12 protein-coding genes and 2 pseudogenes are annotated in these 16,902 nt (G+C 69.9%); 5 read left to right on the forward strand and 9 right to left on the reverse strand.

From position 1 onward, the window contains the following. Positions 1 to 591 precede the first annotated feature (591 nt). On the forward strand, positions 592 to 1,092 hold the full coding sequence (locus ABZ826_RS33990; RefSeq protein ID WP_361457241.1) for a nucleoside deaminase: 501 nt from the start codon (positions 592 to 594) through the stop codon (positions 1,090 to 1,092). 240 nt (positions 1,093 to 1,332) lie between these two features. Here the strand turns inward: ABZ826_RS33990 and ABZ826_RS33995 are convergent, their stop codons facing one another. After that, positions 1,333 to 1,962: a ScbR family autoregulator-binding transcription factor gene (locus tag ABZ826_RS33995; RefSeq protein WP_361457244.1), complete on the reverse strand. Its 630-nt coding sequence runs from the start codon at positions 1,960 to 1,962 to the stop codon at positions 1,333 to 1,335. Positions 1,963 to 2,535: 573 nt separating this feature from the next. Between ABZ826_RS33995 and ABZ826_RS34000 the strand changes: the two genes are divergently transcribed. Both ABZ826_RS34000 and ABZ826_RS34005 read left to right on the forward strand, forming a co-directional pair. Then, the gene (locus tag ABZ826_RS34000; RefSeq protein WP_361457247.1) at positions 2,536 to 3,231 is read left to right on the forward strand and encodes an HAD family phosphatase; all 696 of its coding nucleotides are present in this window, start codon (positions 2,536 to 2,538) and stop codon (positions 3,229 to 3,231) included. A gap of 329 nt (positions 3,232 to 3,560) precedes the next feature. Continuing rightward, entirely contained in the window at positions 3,561 to 3,839 is a 279-nt protein-coding gene (locus ABZ826_RS34005) for a hypothetical protein (protein WP_361457250.1), read from the forward strand. Positions 3,840 to 4,035: 196 nt separating this feature from the next. Here the strand turns inward: ABZ826_RS34005 and ABZ826_RS34010 are convergent, their stop codons facing one another. The 5 genes from ABZ826_RS34010 to ABZ826_RS34030 all read right to left on the reverse strand — a co-directional run bounded on the left by ABZ826_RS34010 (position 4,036) and on the right by ABZ826_RS34030 (position 9,231). After that, positions 4,036 to 5,457, reverse strand: coding sequence for a hypothetical protein (locus ABZ826_RS34010; protein ID WP_361457253.1), 1,422 nt, complete (start codon positions 5,455 to 5,457; stop codon positions 4,036 to 4,038). A gap of 357 nt (positions 5,458 to 5,814) precedes the next feature. Beyond that, positions 5,815 to 7,059 carry a cytochrome P450 gene (locus ABZ826_RS34015; RefSeq protein WP_361457256.1) on the reverse strand — a complete coding sequence of 415 codons (1,245 nt, stop codon included), beginning with the start codon at positions 7,057 to 7,059 and terminating at the stop codon, positions 5,815 to 5,817. Then, positions 7,056 to 8,012, reverse strand: coding sequence for an amidohydrolase family protein (locus ABZ826_RS34020; protein WP_361457259.1), 957 nt, complete (start codon positions 8,010 to 8,012; stop codon positions 7,056 to 7,058). The genes ABZ826_RS34015 and ABZ826_RS34020 overlap by 4 nt, the downstream gene beginning before the upstream one ends. Beyond that, positions 8,009 to 8,896: an NAD(P)-dependent oxidoreductase gene (locus tag ABZ826_RS34025; RefSeq protein ID WP_361457262.1), complete on the reverse strand. Its 888-nt coding sequence runs from the start codon at positions 8,894 to 8,896 to the stop codon at positions 8,009 to 8,011. The genes ABZ826_RS34020 and ABZ826_RS34025 overlap by 4 nt, the downstream gene beginning before the upstream one ends. Further along, entirely contained in the window at positions 8,893 to 9,231 is a 339-nt protein-coding gene (locus tag ABZ826_RS34030) for an antibiotic biosynthesis monooxygenase family protein (protein ID WP_361457265.1), read from the reverse strand. Before ABZ826_RS34030 ends, ABZ826_RS34025 begins: the two co-directional genes overlap by 4 nt. A 369-nt stretch (positions 9,232 to 9,600) precedes the next feature. Between ABZ826_RS34030 and ABZ826_RS34035 the strand changes: the two are divergent. Both ABZ826_RS34035 and ABZ826_RS34040 read left to right on the forward strand, forming a co-directional pair. Next, positions 9,601 to 11,311 (forward strand): annotated as a pseudogene (locus ABZ826_RS34035) (SpoIIE family protein phosphatase). A gap of 142 nt (positions 11,312 to 11,453) precedes the next feature. Further along, positions 11,454 to 11,609, forward strand: a pseudogene (locus ABZ826_RS34040) (APH(3'') family aminoglycoside O-phosphotransferase); the annotation flags it as partial. A gap of 148 nt (positions 11,610 to 11,757) precedes the next feature. Here the strand turns inward: ABZ826_RS34040 and ABZ826_RS34045 are convergent. The 3 genes from ABZ826_RS34045 to ABZ826_RS34055 form a co-directional block, all read right to left on the reverse strand. Continuing rightward, positions 11,758 to 13,089, reverse strand: coding sequence for an MFS transporter (locus ABZ826_RS34045; RefSeq protein WP_361457268.1), 1,332 nt, complete (start codon positions 13,087 to 13,089; stop codon positions 11,758 to 11,760). Positions 13,090 to 13,201: 112 nt separating this feature from the next. After that, entirely contained in the window at positions 13,202 to 14,569 is a 1,368-nt protein-coding gene (locus ABZ826_RS34050; protein ID WP_361457271.1) for a 2-oxo acid dehydrogenase subunit E2, read from the reverse strand. A 37-nt stretch (positions 14,570 to 14,606) separates the two neighbouring features. Further along, positions 14,607 to 16,805: a thiamine pyrophosphate-dependent enzyme gene (locus ABZ826_RS34055; protein WP_361457274.1), complete on the reverse strand. Its 2,199-nt coding sequence runs from the start codon at positions 16,803 to 16,805 to the stop codon at positions 14,607 to 14,609. Positions 16,806 to 16,902 lie beyond the last annotated feature (97 nt).

The following is a 16,902-nucleotide window of genomic DNA, read 5'->3' on the forward strand; positions in this document are numbered from 1 at the left end:
TCTCCAATGCGGGGACGTCACGTGGTGCCGACCGGTCTCGATCACGGCGGCCTGCGGAGCGAAGCCCCGCCATACGGGCCGGTGCGATCCGCCCGGCCCTGTCGCGGTCTCCCGCAACGACAGCCATGGTTAACGCCCCGCCGAACCCGACGCAAGAATGTGACGTACTACCCAACTTAGGAGAAATGTCCGAAGCTTACCTTTTTGCGACATTTACGCACTGCTTGAAGGGCCCTGCTTCTCCTACTCGCCCTAGGATGTGACGCGGCTCCTATGGGTGGCATCACATTCGACGGGCCAGAACCCGACCCTGCGAAGCCTCGACAGCACCCGAGCGGAGGCAGACGAGCGGGGCAGTTTCCGCTCTCCCGCGGTCAGGGCGGGCCGAGCGCACCGACGGCGGCCCCTCGCCTCTCGGGCGAAGCGGAGCACCGCGTCCGGCTCACCCGTACGGACTCCCCCTTCACAAGGTGATGGACGCCACCGATCGCCGCGATGGCTCACATCTCTTGGACGCCGCAGGTCAGGGCCTGACACGGTGAGTCCCACGGCGGCGCGGGCCCGATCCCGCGCACGTGAGAGGAGCGAGTCGTGTCGACTGTTGAACTGACCGGGGCGGAACACCAGCACCTGGAGCGCGCCGTGGCGCTGGCGGCCGAGGCACTGCGGGCCGGGGACGCACCCTTCGGCTCCGTTCTGGTGAGCGCCGAAGGCCACATTCTCGCCGAGGACCGCAATCGCGTGAACAGTCTCGGCGACAGCACACGTCATCCGGAGTTCGAACTCGCCCGTTGGGCCGCCGCGAACCTCACGGCGGACCGGCGGGCCGAGGCCACCGTCTTCACTTCCGGTGAGCACTGCCCCATGTGTTCGGCCGCACACGGCTGGGTCGGCCTCGGCCGCATCGTCTACGCCCATTCCGCGACCCAGTTGACCCAGTGGCTGGCCGAGCTGGGGGTGCTGTCGTCCCCGGTGCGTTCCCTGGCGGCCCCCGACGTGGTGCCGGGCCTCGTGGTCCAGGGGCCCGTACCTCCTCTGGCCGAACGTCTGCGAGAAATGCACCGGGCCTTCCACCTGGCGCCGCGCGGGTGACGTGATCACGAGTCTGGTCGACGCGGGGCCGTGCCAGGTCCGGGACACACGGCCACCGTCGATGTCGCCGAGCACATCGGCGGCTGCCTGACGTACCGTCCGCGTCGCACGACAGCGGACCTGCCGGTACACGAGGCCGTGAGCACCTCCCGCGTCCTCACCGACCTCCCCCTCGACCTCTGCAAGGCCGTACACACCCCCTCGCCCGCTGACCGCCCCGACCGTCCGCCCATCACCCCGTCACTCGGGGCAGCGCGCCCTCGCCCGCGCGATCAGGGCGGCAGGGTCGGGGCGCGCCTGCAGGGCGTTCAGAACGAGTAGCCACCACTGGTGCAGCCGGGCCGCGAGCACCCGCTCCCCTGCCACGTCGTCGGTCAGGCTGTACAGACCGAAGAACGCGCACACGAGTGTCGTGGCGGTGCTCGACGGCTCTACGCCCTCGGCGAGTTCCCCCTTGGCTCGGGCATCGGCGAGCAGCCGTGTGACAGCCGCGGTCCAGGCGGCGAAGGGTGCGGGCACAGCCGCGTCGATGCTGTGGCGTTCGGCCCACAACCGGGCACCGGCGCGGGCTATGACGTCCTCGCGCAGGGCCCTGGCGACTTCGAAGCTCAGGGTGACGAGCTTTTCCAGCGGCGGGACTTCCGGGGCCGCGTAGTGCCCGGCCAGTTGCGGCCATGCGGCGAACCGTTCATGAACGACGGCGAGGGCGAGCTTCTCCTTGCTGGAGTAGTGGAAGTAGATGGCCCCGCTGGTCTTCCCCGAACGGCCGCTTATGTCATTGATACTGGTCCCCACGTACCCCTGTTCGAGAAAGAGCTGCGCCGCGGCTTCCAACAGGGATCTCCGGGTAGCTCGCGCCCTGTCCTGCACGTATGTTCCACCTTCGATAATGTGCGCCATTCACGCGACGCAAGGGAGTACCACGCCCGCGCACACACGGCCTCACGCCGTCGGTCGCGGAATTCTTATTATTCTTCGACCGTGCGTACATGTGGGTGACATCGAGGAAGTCCGCACTCCCATGCAGGCCCATTCCTGCACCGCTCCGTCACTACATAGGCCGATAGCAGGCAATTAGGTGAGCTTGCTCAAATAATGGATGAATTATCCGCACTTCTGGGGCACATACAGCCCCCGCCGGCCTCGCCACGCCTCGCGCCCACTCTGCGACCGGCCCGCCCCAAAGCACTCGAAATGGTGATTGCGCACTTCTTCTCCGCGAAATTAACGTAATAAGCACGATGTTTTCGGGCTCACTCCACAGGGCGGACGGCGTCCTGGGCAGCGGGCTCCACGGAGGCGAATAGGCCGCCTTCGCCCGCGGTCATCGATTTCCCCTCGACATCCACGTCCCAGCAGTCGAGCGCGTCTCTCCCGCAGTCCGGCATCTCATTGATCCCACGGAAGTCCGGGGTCGGCGCACTCTCCGAGAACGGCAGAGAAATGACAGCTGATCGCATCCTCAACTGGTCCCCGGCCGCCATCGTCTTCGATTGCGACGGAACTCTGATGGATACCGAACGCCACTGGCAGGACGCCCGCATCCGCGTCTTCCGCGAATTCGGCCTCAAGCCTTCGGCCGGTTTCGCGGAGCGAGCGAAGGGAGTGCACTACACCGAGTGCGGAAGCCTCATGGCCCGGGAGTCCGGGAAGCCGGAGCTCACCGGGGCCATGACCGATTCGCTGCTCCGGCATTTCACAGCGCTGGTCGCCGCGGATCCCGTCACCATGCCGGGCGCGGCGGCTCTGGTCCGGCTGACCGCCTGTCATCTGCCGCTCGCGGTGGCCAGCAACTGCCCGCTGGACGTGGTGGAATCGTGCCTGGAACGGGCCTCGCTGCTGGACCGCTTCGACCACATCGTCGTCGCGGGCGACGCGTTACGGCCCAAGCCCCACCCTGACGTCTACGCCGCCGCGGCGGACCTCTGCGGCGTGCGCCCTCAGGACGCGCTGGCGGTGGAGGACTCGGTCACCGGTATCGAGTCGGCGCGAAGCGCCGGTCTGCGCGTACTGGGCGTCGGCCCACGCCCTGCCGGCAAAGGCGAGGAGCGGGCCGATCTGTGGGTCGACGCCCTGAGCGACCCCGGGCTGGTGGCCTGGGCCCATGCTCGGATCGTGGAGGCCGACCCCCGCGCGTGAGGCGGCGGGCGCCGCGTCGGATCCATGTGCACGCGCGCCGACCCTGCACGCGCCGCCACCAAGTCGTGTCGTCGGACGCCGCGCGGCGTCCGACGGGATCGTCCGGCGACGGGTGAACGGACATGGACCGAAGCCGCCGCGACCGGTTCACACCTCTTCGGCATCATCGCGGGCCCGGTTCGCGGCGGCGTGGTCGCCGGCCAAGGCATGCGCCTTGGCCCGGGTGTCGAGGGCCACGGCCGGCCACGCGCTGGAGCCGATCCGTCGCCGGCGCAGGACGGCGGCCTCCGCGCGCTGCCGGGCTCTGCGGCGGGCACGTCCGGGCGACGGTGTGCATCCGTTCGGCGGGCGCCGACTTCAACGACTCGTACTACGACTACGTGCGGGACTGCCAGGCCGACGGCGTCGCGGGCCCGCGCGTACGTCACCACCCCGGCTTCATCCACGGGCCGCTCGCCACCGACGACACCTCCACCTCCGGCGACCGGACCATTCGCTGGGAGCCGACCGACGACAAGGTCGCCCGGGTCCGCGTGGGGGTGCGCCGCGGCAAGTCCTACCCGGGTGACAGCGGCGTTTGTCACGCGTCCGACATCACCTACGCGTGATCCCGTCCCACCCACCGCGGCGTCCGCACCCCCTTGATCAGGAGGCGGCCGAGAAGCCGGCTGCCCGTGCCTTCGGGTACGGGCAGTCGGCTCCTCGGGGACAGTCCTGCCCGGCCGTCCCGTCCTCGGCGCAGGTCCCTTCGCGAACCGGGGCGGGTCCGCGCACCGTCACGACCAACGCGTTGTCGAGGCCCCGTCAGGCTCCGCGCTTCTCCCTCCGTACCTCCTCGGTCAGCTCGTCCACCTTGCCCAGCGCCACGGCCCGCGCGTCGATCTCGGCCCAGGCCCGCATCGAGACGCGGTAGGGAACCGGGCGGTTGGACGCCCGGGACTGCGCTTCGGCCTGGGCCTTGAGGCGTGCGTGCTCGGTGGCGTAGACCGGTCCCGCCTCCGGGACCGAGCACGACAGGTTTCCGCTCGACGTGCTGCCGGTGAAGCGGACGACGGTCGGCGGGCTGGTGCACCTGCCGGCCGGCTTGCCGTTGATGGTCACGGTCGCGGTCAGAACAGCGGTGACCTTGCCGACGACGACGTGCGCCCCGTTCTCCCGGGGCGTCATCTTGCCCGTGAACCCCTCCCGGACGGAGCAACCGGAGGCGCCGTAGTTCAGCGAGCCACCGGTCTTGAGCGTGAAGTCGACACTTTCGTCGACCGCGTCGCCGAGTCTGCGGATGTACTCCTCCAGCAGGGCGAACATCACCTCGGTATTCGCACTGGTGACCGGCTCCAGCTCCATGCCTTCGGAGTCGCCCTCCTTCAGCGGCCCCTGGGTGACCTTGGGGAGCACGGGCTGCTCGCCCCGCTCGGTGGCTTCCCGGATCCGCTTGGACAGGTCATGGAAGTCGTACGGCTCCAGACGCAGCGCCCGGTAGGGCGGATTCCTGGTGATGACCAGGCTGCCGACGGAGGTGTCGGCCCGTAGCGCCGGCACCCCGTGCACGGTCAGGGGTGGTGAGTCCGGGTCGTCCGCCCGGGGGAAGTGGTCCACGTCGTCCAGGGCACGGGCGAGGTAGGCGGCCAACTCCTTGGGGGAGATGTACTGCTGGAGCGCCTCGTCAAGGGTGGCCGTGCCACCGATCGGATTGACCACGCATCTGCCCGGTCCGTTCTGCGCGTCCTTCGGCAGGCTGTCCTTCTCGTAGTCGTGAGCCTTCTTCCACCGGGTGTACGTCTTCCCGTCGATCCTGAGGACGTCCTGCGCCAGGTTCTTCAGGCGGTCGCCGTATCCCGCGCTGCCGAACTTCTTGCCGGACGCGGTCACCGTGACGTCTCTCACCGTGATGCCGGCGATCGCCGTGTCCTTGTAGTGCAGCCCTTTGGCGACCGCGAGACTTGCCACCGCCTTGTCGAACGGTTTGCGGTCGCCCTTCGATGCCGCTTTGTCCTCGGAGCCGCCGGACAGCCGGACCGTCAGGCCCACGAGCAGAGTCAGTACAACGGTTCCGACAACGCCGACCACGAGAGCTCGGTTGCGTCGCGACGGCTGTGGTGTCCCGCTCGTGGCTCCGGAATCCTGCGCCTGCGGCGCATCCGGCGGGCCCGGCACCTCCGGCGGGCCCGGCGCCTCCTTCGTGTTCTGCTTCTCGTGGATCTCGTGCGTCGGTTCCGGTTCCGTCACGGCTCCCCCTTCGCCAACGTGCCGGCGCCACTCCGTGAGCACCCATGAAATTGTTGACGCAGCGTCAGGGATTGTGGTTCCCCTTGGTGTTCGACGGCCGGCACGTCGGCGCGAGACGAACCCCAGCAGGACGAAACGAGCCGGCGAGCAGTCTCCTTGCGCAACGAACCAGCCTTATTCCAGGCCGTGTTGGGGCAAGCCACCAAGACTGCCCACCGGCCCGGCGGGCACTGTGATCGGCATCCGGGCGACGCGTGGGACGGCCGTCGGGGAGACGGACGCGTTCGTGCGGTGGTCGACCGTGCCGTGAGCGGACGCGCGGCGGATGGACGGATACCGGCCTCCTCCGGCTGCCGGTCACGGCATGGCGGGCTCAAGCACGACAGGCAGCTCCGCGAGGCCTCGGAAGGCCGGGAACGGGACCTCCATCCAGGGCGCCTCACGCGCGGGGTCCGCCAGAGCGGCCCTCGGGAATCTGCTGAACAGGCCCGTGAGAGCGAGTTGCGTCTCCAGCCTGGCCAGCGGCGCCCCCAGGCAGTAGTGGATGCCGTGGCCGAACCCCAGATGGGCGCTTTGCGCGTTCTCGGGGCGCGTCACATCGAAGGCGTCCGGTGCGTCGAACTTCCGCGGGTCTCGGTTGGCCGAGCTGAGCGCGATCTGCACCAGGGAGCCCTTAGGAATCCGTGTCCCGGCGATCTGTACATCCTCGGTCGCGAAACGGAACGTCGCGCTCTCCACCGAACCGTCGTAGCGCAGCAGTTCCTCCACCGCCGGGCCGACCAGCTCCGGGTTCTGTTGCACGGCTCGGAGCTGCGCGGGGTGGGTGAGGAGATGGTGGACTCCGTTCCCGATGAGGTAGGCCGCCGTCTTGTGCCCCGCGAACATCAGCAGGAACGCTGTCGAGATCAGCTCCTGCTCGGCGAGGCCGCCGTTCTCGTCCCGGGCCTCGACGAGCGCGCTGAGCAGGTCCTCTCCGGGACGGCTGCGCTTGCGCGCGAGGAGATCCGCGAAGTACGCGTGCAGGCCCTCCTCCGCCGTCTGCTGGGCCTGCTTGGCTTCCTTGCCGAACCCTGTCTGCGCCACCGTGGTGGACAGGCGTTGCAGCTCCGGCCGTTCTTCCTGCGGCACACCGAGCAGTTCGCAGATCACGATGATCGGCAGCGGGAACGCGAACGCGGGCAGCAGGTCGACGGGTTCGCGGGTCGCGCAGCCGTCCAGCAGCGTCTCGACGACGTCCTGGATCCGCGGGCGCAGGGACTCCACGCGGCGCGGGGTGAACGTGGAGCCGACGAACTTGCGCAGCCGGGTGTGCTTGGGCGGATCGGAGTTGAGCATGTGGTCGTCCAGAGCCACGGACGAGTCACCGAAGATCCTCCGGTAGGCGTCCATGGCCCCGTACATGTCCTTGCTCAGCCGCGGATCCGTCAGGGCGGCCCGCGCGTCCTCGTACCGCGTGATCAGGTACGTGTCGATGCCGTGCGGCGGCCTCATGGGGCAGACGGGCGCCGTGTCCCTGAGGTTCGCGTAGACCGGATGCGGGTTCCGTCGGAACTCGGGGGTGCAGCGCTCGGCCGCGGCGACCGGATCGTCCACAGTGGTCACGGTCGACTCCCGAGGTCGAAGAGCGCCTCGGCGTTGCCACCGAGGATGAGCTGCTGGGCCGTCTGGTCCACGGGCAGCTTCTCGATCATGCGCAGGAGCTCCTCCAGCGGCACGGACATCGGCGGCGAGTCCGTGCCGAACAGCATCCGCTCCGGCCCCAGCACCTCCGCGTTGAGGCCCAGATGCGCCGGGCTGAACGTGCTGGTGTCGACGTACATGCGCTGCAGCGCCCCGCCAGGGTCTGTCGCCGCCGGGGCGTCGGGCTGCGTCGATGGTGTGCCGGCGCCCCAGTGCCTGGGACGTGCCGCCGTCTGCAGGCGTTCCGGCAGCAGCGCCATCGCGCCGCCTCCTGTGGCACCGATCAGGCGCAGGCCGGGGTATTTGTCCAGCCATCCCGCGAACGCGATCATGGCCATGCCCATGGTGACGTCCCCGAACCGGCCGATCTGTTCGACGAAGCCGAAGTCGTCGACCCGGTCCGTGCCGATCGGTTCGGCCGGTGCGTGCACCAGGACCGGCACTCCCGTCTCGGCGGCCAGCGCGAAGAAGGAGTCGGCGCGCGGCGAGCCGAGCAGTTCGCCATGGACGCTGGAGGTGGTGATCAGGCCGACGAACGCGGGGTCCTCCAGCGTCTCCCTGACTCCTTCCAGGTGGTCGTCGTCGCCGAACGGGTTGGCGTACACGTACCCGCGCAGTTGGTCCGGGAAGGAGGCGATCAGACCCGACATCCAGCTGTGGAAGCCCCGGAGCCGGTCTCGCGGTTGCGCGTAGTTGTCGACGCCCGGGACCCGCGCCATGGCACCGGCGCCGACCGGACTGCCGATGATGGTGAGGTCGATCCCGGCCCGAGCGCGGGCGGCGAGCATGCCGTCGACGTCGGTCAGGCTGGGGGGCATGGGGAAGCGTCGTGCGGCATCCGGCGGGGACAGATGTCCATGGATGTCGATGATCATGTGTGTGTTCCCTGGTTCGATGCGAGTGCGTGGACGACGGCGACACAGTCCTCGTCGCCATGTCCCTGGTCGGTGGCACGGACGTGGGTCTGCGCGGCTGCGGCGACGAGCGGAAGCCGCAGTCCGGCCGCGGCGGCCTGCTCCTCGGCGAGCAGCAGGTCCTTGGCCATCAGGCTGAGCCGGAAGTCGGGCTCGTCGAAGCGCCCGGCTGCCAGTCGCTTGGACTTGAACGCCATGACGGGCGAGGCGAATCCGCTGCCCGCGATCGTGCTGAGGACGAGCTTCGGGTCGAGCCCGGTGACGGCCGCCAGCTCGACCGCCTCGGCCAGGGCCTGCACCTCGATCCCCATCAGCAGGTTGAGGAGCAGCTTCATCCGCATGCCGGAACCGAGTTCGCCGAGGTGGACGACCTCCTTGCCCAGCAGTTCGAGCAGCGGCCGCCCCGCGGTGAAGACCCGCTCCTCGCCTCCGACGAACAGGCGCAGATCGCCGCTGCGGGCGTGCTCCCGGTTGCCCAGCATGCCGACGTCCAGAACGGAGTCGATCTTGCTGGTGAGACGGACGACCTCCTCCGGTGCGACGGTGCTGGCGCAGACCAGGGTGCCCGGGTACGGGCTCCCGGTCAGGATCCCGTCCGGTCCGTGCAGCACGGCGGCGAGGGCTTCGCCGTCGGTCACGGTGCAGATGGCCGCGCTCGTGCCCTCGACGGCATCGGCCGGATGCGTCGCGGCGACGGCGCCGGCGCGGGCGAGCGGCTCCGTCCGCTCCGCGGTGCGGTTCCAGACCCGGACCTCGACACCCTGGTCGAGAAGCCGGGTGGCCAGGCCGGTGCCCATCGTGCCGAGGCCGAGGACGGCGACGGGGCCGGTGACGGGCTGCGTCATGACTTCACCCCCACGGTCTCCTGGATGACCCGGTACCGCAGCGACTGGGTCTGGTCGACCCAGGCCCGCAGCGGGGCCAGCATTGCGCGGTGGTCCTCGCCCTGTTGCCAGGCGAAGAAGTGCTCGGGCGTCTCCCACTCGCTGGTGATCACCCACTGCCGGGAGTCGTCGAGGGGTTCTCCCAGCCGGTCGATGATGTGCCCGGGGACGCTGGCGACGGACTTCCTTATTCGCTCGTACGCGTCGAGGAATCCTTGCTCACCGCCCTCGATGACGTGGACCGTGTACACGACGGACAGTTGGTCGGCCGAGCGGCCGTTCTGCTCAGGGCGCATGTCTCCTCCTGGAAGGCGGGATCCGGCGGATCTCGACTTCCACAGATTCATGGCTCCCGTGTCCGGGCAACTCCGAGGTGGGGACGGCCCAATGGGGACAAGGGACCTTGCTGGCCCGGTCGGGTGAGAGCCGTCGGGTCCGCCCCGAGGTGGTCCCGGACACCTCACGCCACATCGGCGCGGAGTTGGATGGGCCGGGGCCGCACCGTCCATTGCGGCGAACGCGACGAAGGTCGGGCGAAGGTCCTCCTGTCGGCCCCGTGCCGCTCCACGCGGGTGCGGATGCGGATGCGCGGCGACGGTGTGCGGTCGACGATTGAGTCCCAGGAGCAGCGCGTAATCCGCTCCCCGCCTCATCAGGAGGTCGATGTGCAGGCCGATGAGTACGCCGAGAGCCCGCTGCCGTTCGACGTATCGGTCCTCACCGCCCTCTTCGACGGAGCACCTGCGGGGATCGCCCTGTACGACACCGATCTGCGCTATCTGTACGTCAATCCCGCACAGGCCCTGATCAACGGCCTGCCGGCCGCCGAGCACCTCGGCCGGAGCATCAACGCCGTGCTGCCCGAGTTCGACGAGCGCCAGGAAGTGCTCCGCTCGGTGCTCGACGACGGGCGGCCCCGCGACACGACATTCAGCGGACTGACGCGCGAACTGACCGGGAAGGACAGGCGGTACTGGCGCGGGAGCTACTACCGGATCGAGGCGGGTGGCCGGTTCCTGGGCCTGGTGGGAATCGTGCTGGAGACCAGTTCGGTCCATCACCAGCAGGAGGACCTGGAACGGACCCGGCGCTACCTGACGCTGCTGAACACGGCGTCCATCAGTATCGGCACGACGCTGGACATCGACACCACCTGCCGGGAGCCGGCGGAGTTCGTGGTGCCCGCGCTGGCCGATGTCGCTTCCGTCGAGGTGTTCCCGCCGGACATCGGCCACGCCGTGCGCCGCCCGCCGGCCGGGGTGCTCCGGATGCGCCGTGCGGCCCTGGCCATGTCTCCGGGCGTCCGCGAGAACCTGGGCGGACACTTCCAGGAGCCGGGCGAGTACGTGGACTACCAGGAGGACTCGGTCGTGCAGCGCTCCCTGGCGACCAACCAGCCGGTGCTGGAGGACCTCAGTGCCGAAGAGTCCGGCCGGTCCGGCACGACGCCGGAAAGGGCTGCCGCCCACCGCGCCCTGGGTCTGCACTCCATGGTCGTCGTCCCCCTGACCGTGCGCGGGAACCCCCAGGGCGTCCTCGGACTCGGTCGTACGGGCGACTCCCCCGCCTTCACCGCGGACGAGGCCGTGATCGTCGCCCGCGAGCTCGCCGGACGCACGGCCGTCGACATCGACCACGCCCGCCGGTACGCGCACGAGCACGGCATCGCCCTGGAACTTCAGCGCTCTCTCCTCTCCGAACCGCGCGGCCGACACCCGCACATCGAGATCGCGACCCGCTATCTGCCGGCCGAGCGCGGTGTGCTGGTCGGCGGCGACTGGTTCGACGTCATCCCGCTGAAGGACGGACGCCACCTCAAAGCCATGGGCGATGTGATGGGGCACGGCGTCGAGGCCGCCGTCGCCATGAGCCACTATCGGTCGCTGCTGCGCATGCTGGCCGAGGACGAACTGCCGCCGCACCGCATCCTGGAACGGCTGGACACCATGGTGGAACGCTCGGGGCTCGACCGTGCGGCCACCTGCCTGATCGCGATCGTCGACCGGCTCGCCGGAGTCTGCGAGGTGGCCAGCGCCGGGCACCTGCCGCCCGTCTTCATCGATCCGGGCGACACCGGGGCCCACATCGCGGAGCTGCCGGTCGGGCCACCGCTGGGCACCGGCTACGGAAGCTACGAGGCCCGGGTGCTGCCCTGCGGCCCCGGAACCGGTGTTGTTCATGTACACCGACGGGCTCGTGGAACGCCGCAACGAGGCGCTCGACGTGGCCGTCGGACGGCTGGCGTCACTGCGACTGCCGGCGAGTGGACGCCTGGAGGATCTGCTGGACGAGGTGCTGAACCGGTTCGGTGGCGACGCGGAGGACGACATCGCGGTCCTCGCCTCCCGGATCCGCACCGACGAGCCACCGGCTTGAGGCGGACGGCCACGAGCGCGTGCCATGGGCCAAGGGCTGTCGGGACAGGGACGCGTCGCGTCGCGCGCCAGGAGGGATTGGTCGGAGACGGCCTACAGCGGCCGCCATGAACGATCGCCTCTGATGCCCGACCGTTTCGCCGGTGCCGTTGGGCACGGGTGGTGGTGACGGCGACCGGCTGCCCGTCACTGCGGGCGAGTCGGGGGCGGCCGTCTTCCGGAGGGCGGACGGCACCCGCTACGCCACATGCGTGGCCGTCACGGACGTGGCCGACCTGAGGGCCGACCACGACCGGCTGCGCCTCTGCCGCCATCTCGACCCGCTCACCTGGGGACAGGGATTGTGCGGACGGCTCACAGGGCTCGACGGCGGCCGTCCCGCACACTCCCACTCGCCGCCGTCGGCCTCGTGTCCGGAGCCCGCTGCGGCCGATGCTCCGGCGTGCCTCAGCTCTTCGGGGAGAAACGCAGCCGCGTGGCCGCCAGCGCGCCGAGTGCCAGCAGGACGACGGACACCCACAGGCCGGACAGATGATTGCCGGTGGTGTCCTCGGCGTAGCCCATGATGTAGGGACCGACGAAGCCGCCGGTGATGCCGATGGTGTTGAGGAGTGCCAGGCCGCCCGCGAGGGTCTTGCCCGCGAGCCGGGTGGCGGGGAAGTTGAACAGCAGCGGCTGGACGACGAAGAACGCCAGGCCGGTGAAGCAGAAGCCGAGCAGGGCGACCACCGGACCGGCGACGGCGGCGACGACGAGGCCGGTGAACATCATCAGCAGGCCGACCACCACGAAGTTGCGGGAGCGCCGGGGCGTGGTCGCGCGCGGCGGCACCAGTACGGCGCCCACCGCCGCGGTGAGCCAGGGCAGGCCGGTCAGCAGGCCGATGGTGAAGGGCGAGAGATGGCCCCAGCCGCCGATGATGCCGGGCAGGAAGTAGACGACGGAGTACAGGGCGACCTGATGCGTCCAGTTGGCGAAAATGGCCAGCAGCATCTGCTTGTCGCGCAGCACGGTGAGCAGGGAGCCGGAGCCGTTGCCGGCCGCCTCGGCACCCTCCTTCTGCTCGCGGGTGACGGCGTCCTGGACCAACCGGGCCTCCTCCGCCGTCAGCCACGGCGCCTTGGCCGGGCCGTCGGGCAGGAACCGGTAGACGGCGAACGCCAGGAAGACGCAGGGAACGCCCTCGATGAGGAACATCCACTGCCAGCCGTGCCAGCCGCCGATCCCGTCCATCTCCATGAGCAGCCCGCCCAGCGGGTTGCCGATGACGCTGGCGATGGAGGCGCCGAGCAGGAGCAGCCCGATGGCCCTGCCGCGGATCTCGGAGCGGAACCAGTACGTGAAGTAGAGCAGGATGCCCGGCAGCAGCCCGGCCTCGGCCGCGCCGAGCAGGAGCCGCATGGCGTAGAAGGACTTCTCGCCGTGGACGAAGACCATGCAGGCCGAGATGATGCCCCAGGTCACCATGATCCGGGTGATCCACCAACGGGCCCCCACGCGATACATGATCAGGTTGCTGGGCACCTCGGAGGCCGCGTAGGTGAGGAAGAACAGCCCCGCGCCCAGCCCATAGGCCGCGGCGGAGATGCCGAGGTCGACTTCCAGGTGTTCCTTGGCCAGGCCGATGTTGGTCCGGTCCAGGAACGACATGATGTAGGCGGCGAGCAGCAGCGGCATGAGCCGCCGCAGATTGCGACGGTCCAGTTCGCCGAGCGCGTCGCGCGGGGCTTCGTGTGGTGTGGCCGCACCGGGGGCGCGGGAACCGCGGATCAAAGACATCGGTGTCCTCATGGAGTGCTCTGGCAGCCGTCGGACGCGGGGTGCGGCCGAGGGGCGGGGTCGGACGGCCCGCGGCGGTGACGCCGCGGGCCGTCCGACCGCCGGGGTGGGTTCAGACGACGAGCCGGACCGGTTTCTCCACGGCCTCGGTGAAGGCCGCGAGCCAGCGCGCCGCCACGGCGCCGTCCACCGGGCGGTGGTCCACGGACAGAACCACGCGCAGCACCTTGGCCGCGGTGACCGCACCGTCGCGGACCACCGCCTCGTCACGTGCGGCGCCGACGGCCAGGATCGCGGCCTGCGGCGGGTTGATGATGGCGGCGAACTCCTCGACCCCGTACATGCCGAGGTTCGACATGGTGATGGAGCCGCCTTCGAGGTCGGCGGGCCGCAGTGTTCCGGAGCGCGCCTGCTCCGCGAATCCGCGAGTCCGGGTGGCGATCGCCGACACCGACAGGTTCTCGACACCGCGCAGGACCGGGGTCACCAGGCCCGTGTCGGTGGCGACGGCGACCGAGACGTCGACCGTGCCGAACCTGCGGACGGCATCCGGTCGCCACACCGCGTTCATCTCCGGCACCTGCGTGTGTGCCGTGGCGACGGCCTTGATCAGCAGGTCGTTGACCGAGACCTTGGCCGGGCTGACGGCGTTGAGCCGCTGCCTCAGGGCGAGCAGTTCGTCCACGGCGCAGGTCGCCCGCAGATAGAAGTGCGGGGTGTGCTGCTTGCTCTCGGTCAGGCGCCTGGCGATGGCCCGGCGCATCCGGCTGTGCGGGATGTCCTCGTAGTCGCCGGTGTCCTCGGGGGCGGAGGTCCGCGGTACGGGGACGGACGTCCGCGGCGCGGCGGCGGCCTCCCGGGGGGCCGGGCTCGGCACCGTTTCCGGGGTCCGGCGGGCCGCGACCGCGGCCTCGACATCGCGCCGAACGATACGGCCGCCGGGCCCGGTACCGGTGAGCACCGCGAGGTCCAGCCCCGCTTCCCGGGCCAGCCTGCGGGCCAGCGGACTGCTGAAGACGCGTCCGCCGCGCTCCGGCCCGGCGTCGGCGGACAGATCGAGGGAGGACGTCGGGAGTCCGGGAACCGGGGACCCCTGGGGCAGCGGGGACGCCTGGGATTGCGGGCGCTCCGTGACCGGCTCCTCCGGCACGTCCCGGCGCACCGCCTGCCGGGCGTCGCCGGGCGCGGTCACGCCGACGCCCAGTTGTGCCAGCAGTGCGTCGAGGTCGCCGACCTGCTCGTCGGCGGCGCCGAGCACGGCGATCGGGTCGCCGACCTCGACCTCCGCGCCGGCCGTGTAAAGCGTCTTGAGCAGCACGCCGTCCCGCTCGGCGGCGACGTCCACCTCTGCCTTGTCCGTCTCGATGGACACCAGTGCGTCGTCCTTCGCGAACGACAGGCCCTCCGCCACTTGCCAGGCGGACAGCACCGCCGTCGCCGCGTCGGCGGCCACAGCGGGCATTCGGAACAGTTCTGCCATGATCAACCCTCCTGGGTGTTCTGTCGTACGGGGAGGGTCAGCTCTCGGTGACCCGCTGGAGCGCGGCCACGACCTCTTCGCTCCGGGCGATGGCCGCCCGCTCCAGCACCTTGCTGATGCTGGGCGAGGACTCTCCGGCCTGGACGCGCTGGACGGGCTGGTCGAGCCAGTCGAAGTAGCGGCGCTGGATCTCGTCGGACAGCCAGCCGCCGTAGGAGGTTCCGATGGGCCCCTGCTCGGCGATGAGCACGTTGTTGGTCTTGCGGATGCTCGCGCCGAGGGTGTCCCAGTCGAGACTGGCGCGGTCCAGCCAGCGCAGATCGATGACCTCGGCGTCCAGACCCAGCTGCTCGACGGCGTCCAGGACGTAGCCGGTCATCGCGAGGTACGTCACCACGGTGATCCGCGATCCGGTGCGGCGTACGGCCGCCTTGCCCACGGGCAGGCAGTAGTCGAAGTCGTCGACCGGGCCCGGACCGACCGAGTTGTACAGGTCGGTGTGTTCCAGTACGACGACCGGGTCCTTGCAGGTCAGCGCGCTGTTCATCAGGCCGACGTAGTCGAATGGCGTGGACGGTGCGACGATCCGCCAGCCGGGGGCCGTGGCGAGGATGCCCGCCGGGTCCATGGAGTGCTGGGAGCCGTATCCGGTGCCCATGGCGACCTTGCTGCGCAGGACGAGAGGGACGCCGGAACCCTGTCCGTCGCCGCCGAACATGTGCCTGGCCTTGCCGATCTGGTTGAAGATCTGGTCGGCCGCGACCCACATGAAGTCGGCGTACATGAACTCCACGACCGGCTTGTACCGGCCGTCGAGCGCGATGCCACCGGCGAGTCCGGCGAAGGCGTTCTCGCTGATGGGGGTGCCCAGGACACGGTCCGGATGGGCTTCGGCCAGGCCCTTGGTCGCGCCGTTGGTACCGCCCTTGAGGCGGTGCACGTCCTCGCCCATGACGACGACCGAGGCGTCCTCGGCCATGCGGCGGCTCATCACCTCGGCCACGACGTCGATGAACTTCCGCTGTTCCAGGCGCCCTTGGAAGGCATCCGGTCCGGTGCCGGTGTCGGCGAGGCGCACTCCGTCGAACTCACTGAGATCGCCCCGTACGCCGACGTCGCGGAAGGACGGGTCGGGCCACTCGGCGGGCCTGATGCGGCGGGTGCCCGGCTTGCCCTCGGGGTCGGGCTCCAGCAGTTGGTCACCCATGGCGGCCATGACCGCCTTGGCGCGCGCGGTGCACTCCTCGATCTCGTCGGCGCTCAGGACGCCGTTCTCGACGAGCTGCCGGGAGACGAGGGCCAGCGGATCGCGGGCCCGCCACTCCTTCTCCTCGTCCTTGGTGCGGTAGCCGAACGCGCTGCCGGGGAACGGGCCGTTCTGGTGGAAGTAGCGGTAGACCTCGGCCTCGACGATGGTGGGACCGCGGCCGGCACGCATGTGGTCCACGGCCTCGGTCATGGCCAGGTACACGGCCAGCGGGTCCATGCCGTCCACACGCCAGCTGGGAATGTTGAACCCCAGACCGCGCGCCGAAAGCCTCGGCTCGGCCGTCGCCTCGTCCACGTGGGTGGAGACGGCGTACTTGTTGTTCTCGATGAAGAAGCAGACCGGCAGTTTCCAGGCCGCGGCGAGGTTCATCGTCTCCAGCACCGAGCCGATGTTGACCGCGCCGTCCCCGAAGTAGCTGACCGAGACGGCGTCGGTGCCCGCCTGCCGCGCGGACCAGGCGAACCCGGCCGCCTGCGGCACGCCGCCGCCGACGATCGCGTTGGTGCCCATGGCCCCGGCCTCACGCCACTGCAGATGCATGGATCCGCCCCGACCCCGGCAGAATCCCCTGGCCAGTCCGCAGATCTCGGCCAGGCTGCGCAGCAGAACGGTGCGCACCTCCCCGTCGACCGGCCGACGCAGGTCGATACCGCCGGGCGCGACATAGCCCAGAGCCTTGGCCAGGAACTGGTGGTGCCCCCGGTGCGAGCCGCCGACGAAGTCCGAGGCGGTCAGCGGAAGCACGGAGCCGACGGCGCCGCCCTCCTGGCCGATGCTGGAGTGCGCCGGCCCGTGCACCAGCCCCTGGCCCGCGAGGTCGAGGACGTACTCCTCGAAGGTCCTGATCAGCAGGGTCTGGGTGAACATCGAGGTCAGCAGCCGCGGGTCTGCGCCGTGCCAGTCCTTCTTCGTCGCCGTCACCTCGGTCCAGGGTGCGGCGGGGGCCAGTTTCCGGTGTGTGGGCATGAGCACTCTCCTGTGTGATTCGGTGAGCACTGTCGCAGCGAATGGATCCATAGCCAATACCTCGTTACTGGAACGTTACGTTCAGATTTCACGAATA

The organism is Streptomyces sp. NPDC047515 (assembly GCF_040643055.1).
Lineage (GTDB): Bacteria > Actinomycetota > Actinomycetes > Streptomycetales > Streptomycetaceae > Streptomyces.

Coding starts and splice junctions, on each gene's coding strand:
- ABZ826_RS34000 (WP_361457247.1), top strand. CDS start 2,536: ATGACAGCTGATCGCATCCTCAACTGGTCCCCGGCCGCCATCGTCTTC.
- ABZ826_RS34020 (WP_361457259.1), bottom strand. CDS start 8,012: ATGATCATCGACATCCATGGACATCTGTCCCCGCCGGATGCCGCACGA.
- ABZ826_RS34025 (WP_361457262.1), bottom strand. CDS start 8,896: ATGACGCAGCCCGTCACCGGCCCCGTCGCCGTCCTCGGCCTCGGCACG.
- ABZ826_RS34030 (WP_361457265.1), bottom strand. CDS start 9,231: ATGCGCCCTGAGCAGAACGGCCGCTCGGCCGACCAACTGTCCGTCGTG.
- ABZ826_RS34045 (WP_361457268.1), bottom strand. CDS start 13,089: ATGTCTTTGATCCGCGGTTCCCGCGCCCCCGGTGCGGCCACACCACAC.
- ABZ826_RS34050 (WP_361457271.1), bottom strand. CDS start 14,569: ATGGCAGAACTGTTCCGAATGCCCGCTGTGGCCGCCGACGCGGCGACG.
- ABZ826_RS34055 (WP_361457274.1), bottom strand. CDS start 16,805: ATGCCCACACACCGGAAACTGGCCCCCGCCGCACCCTGGACCGAGGTG.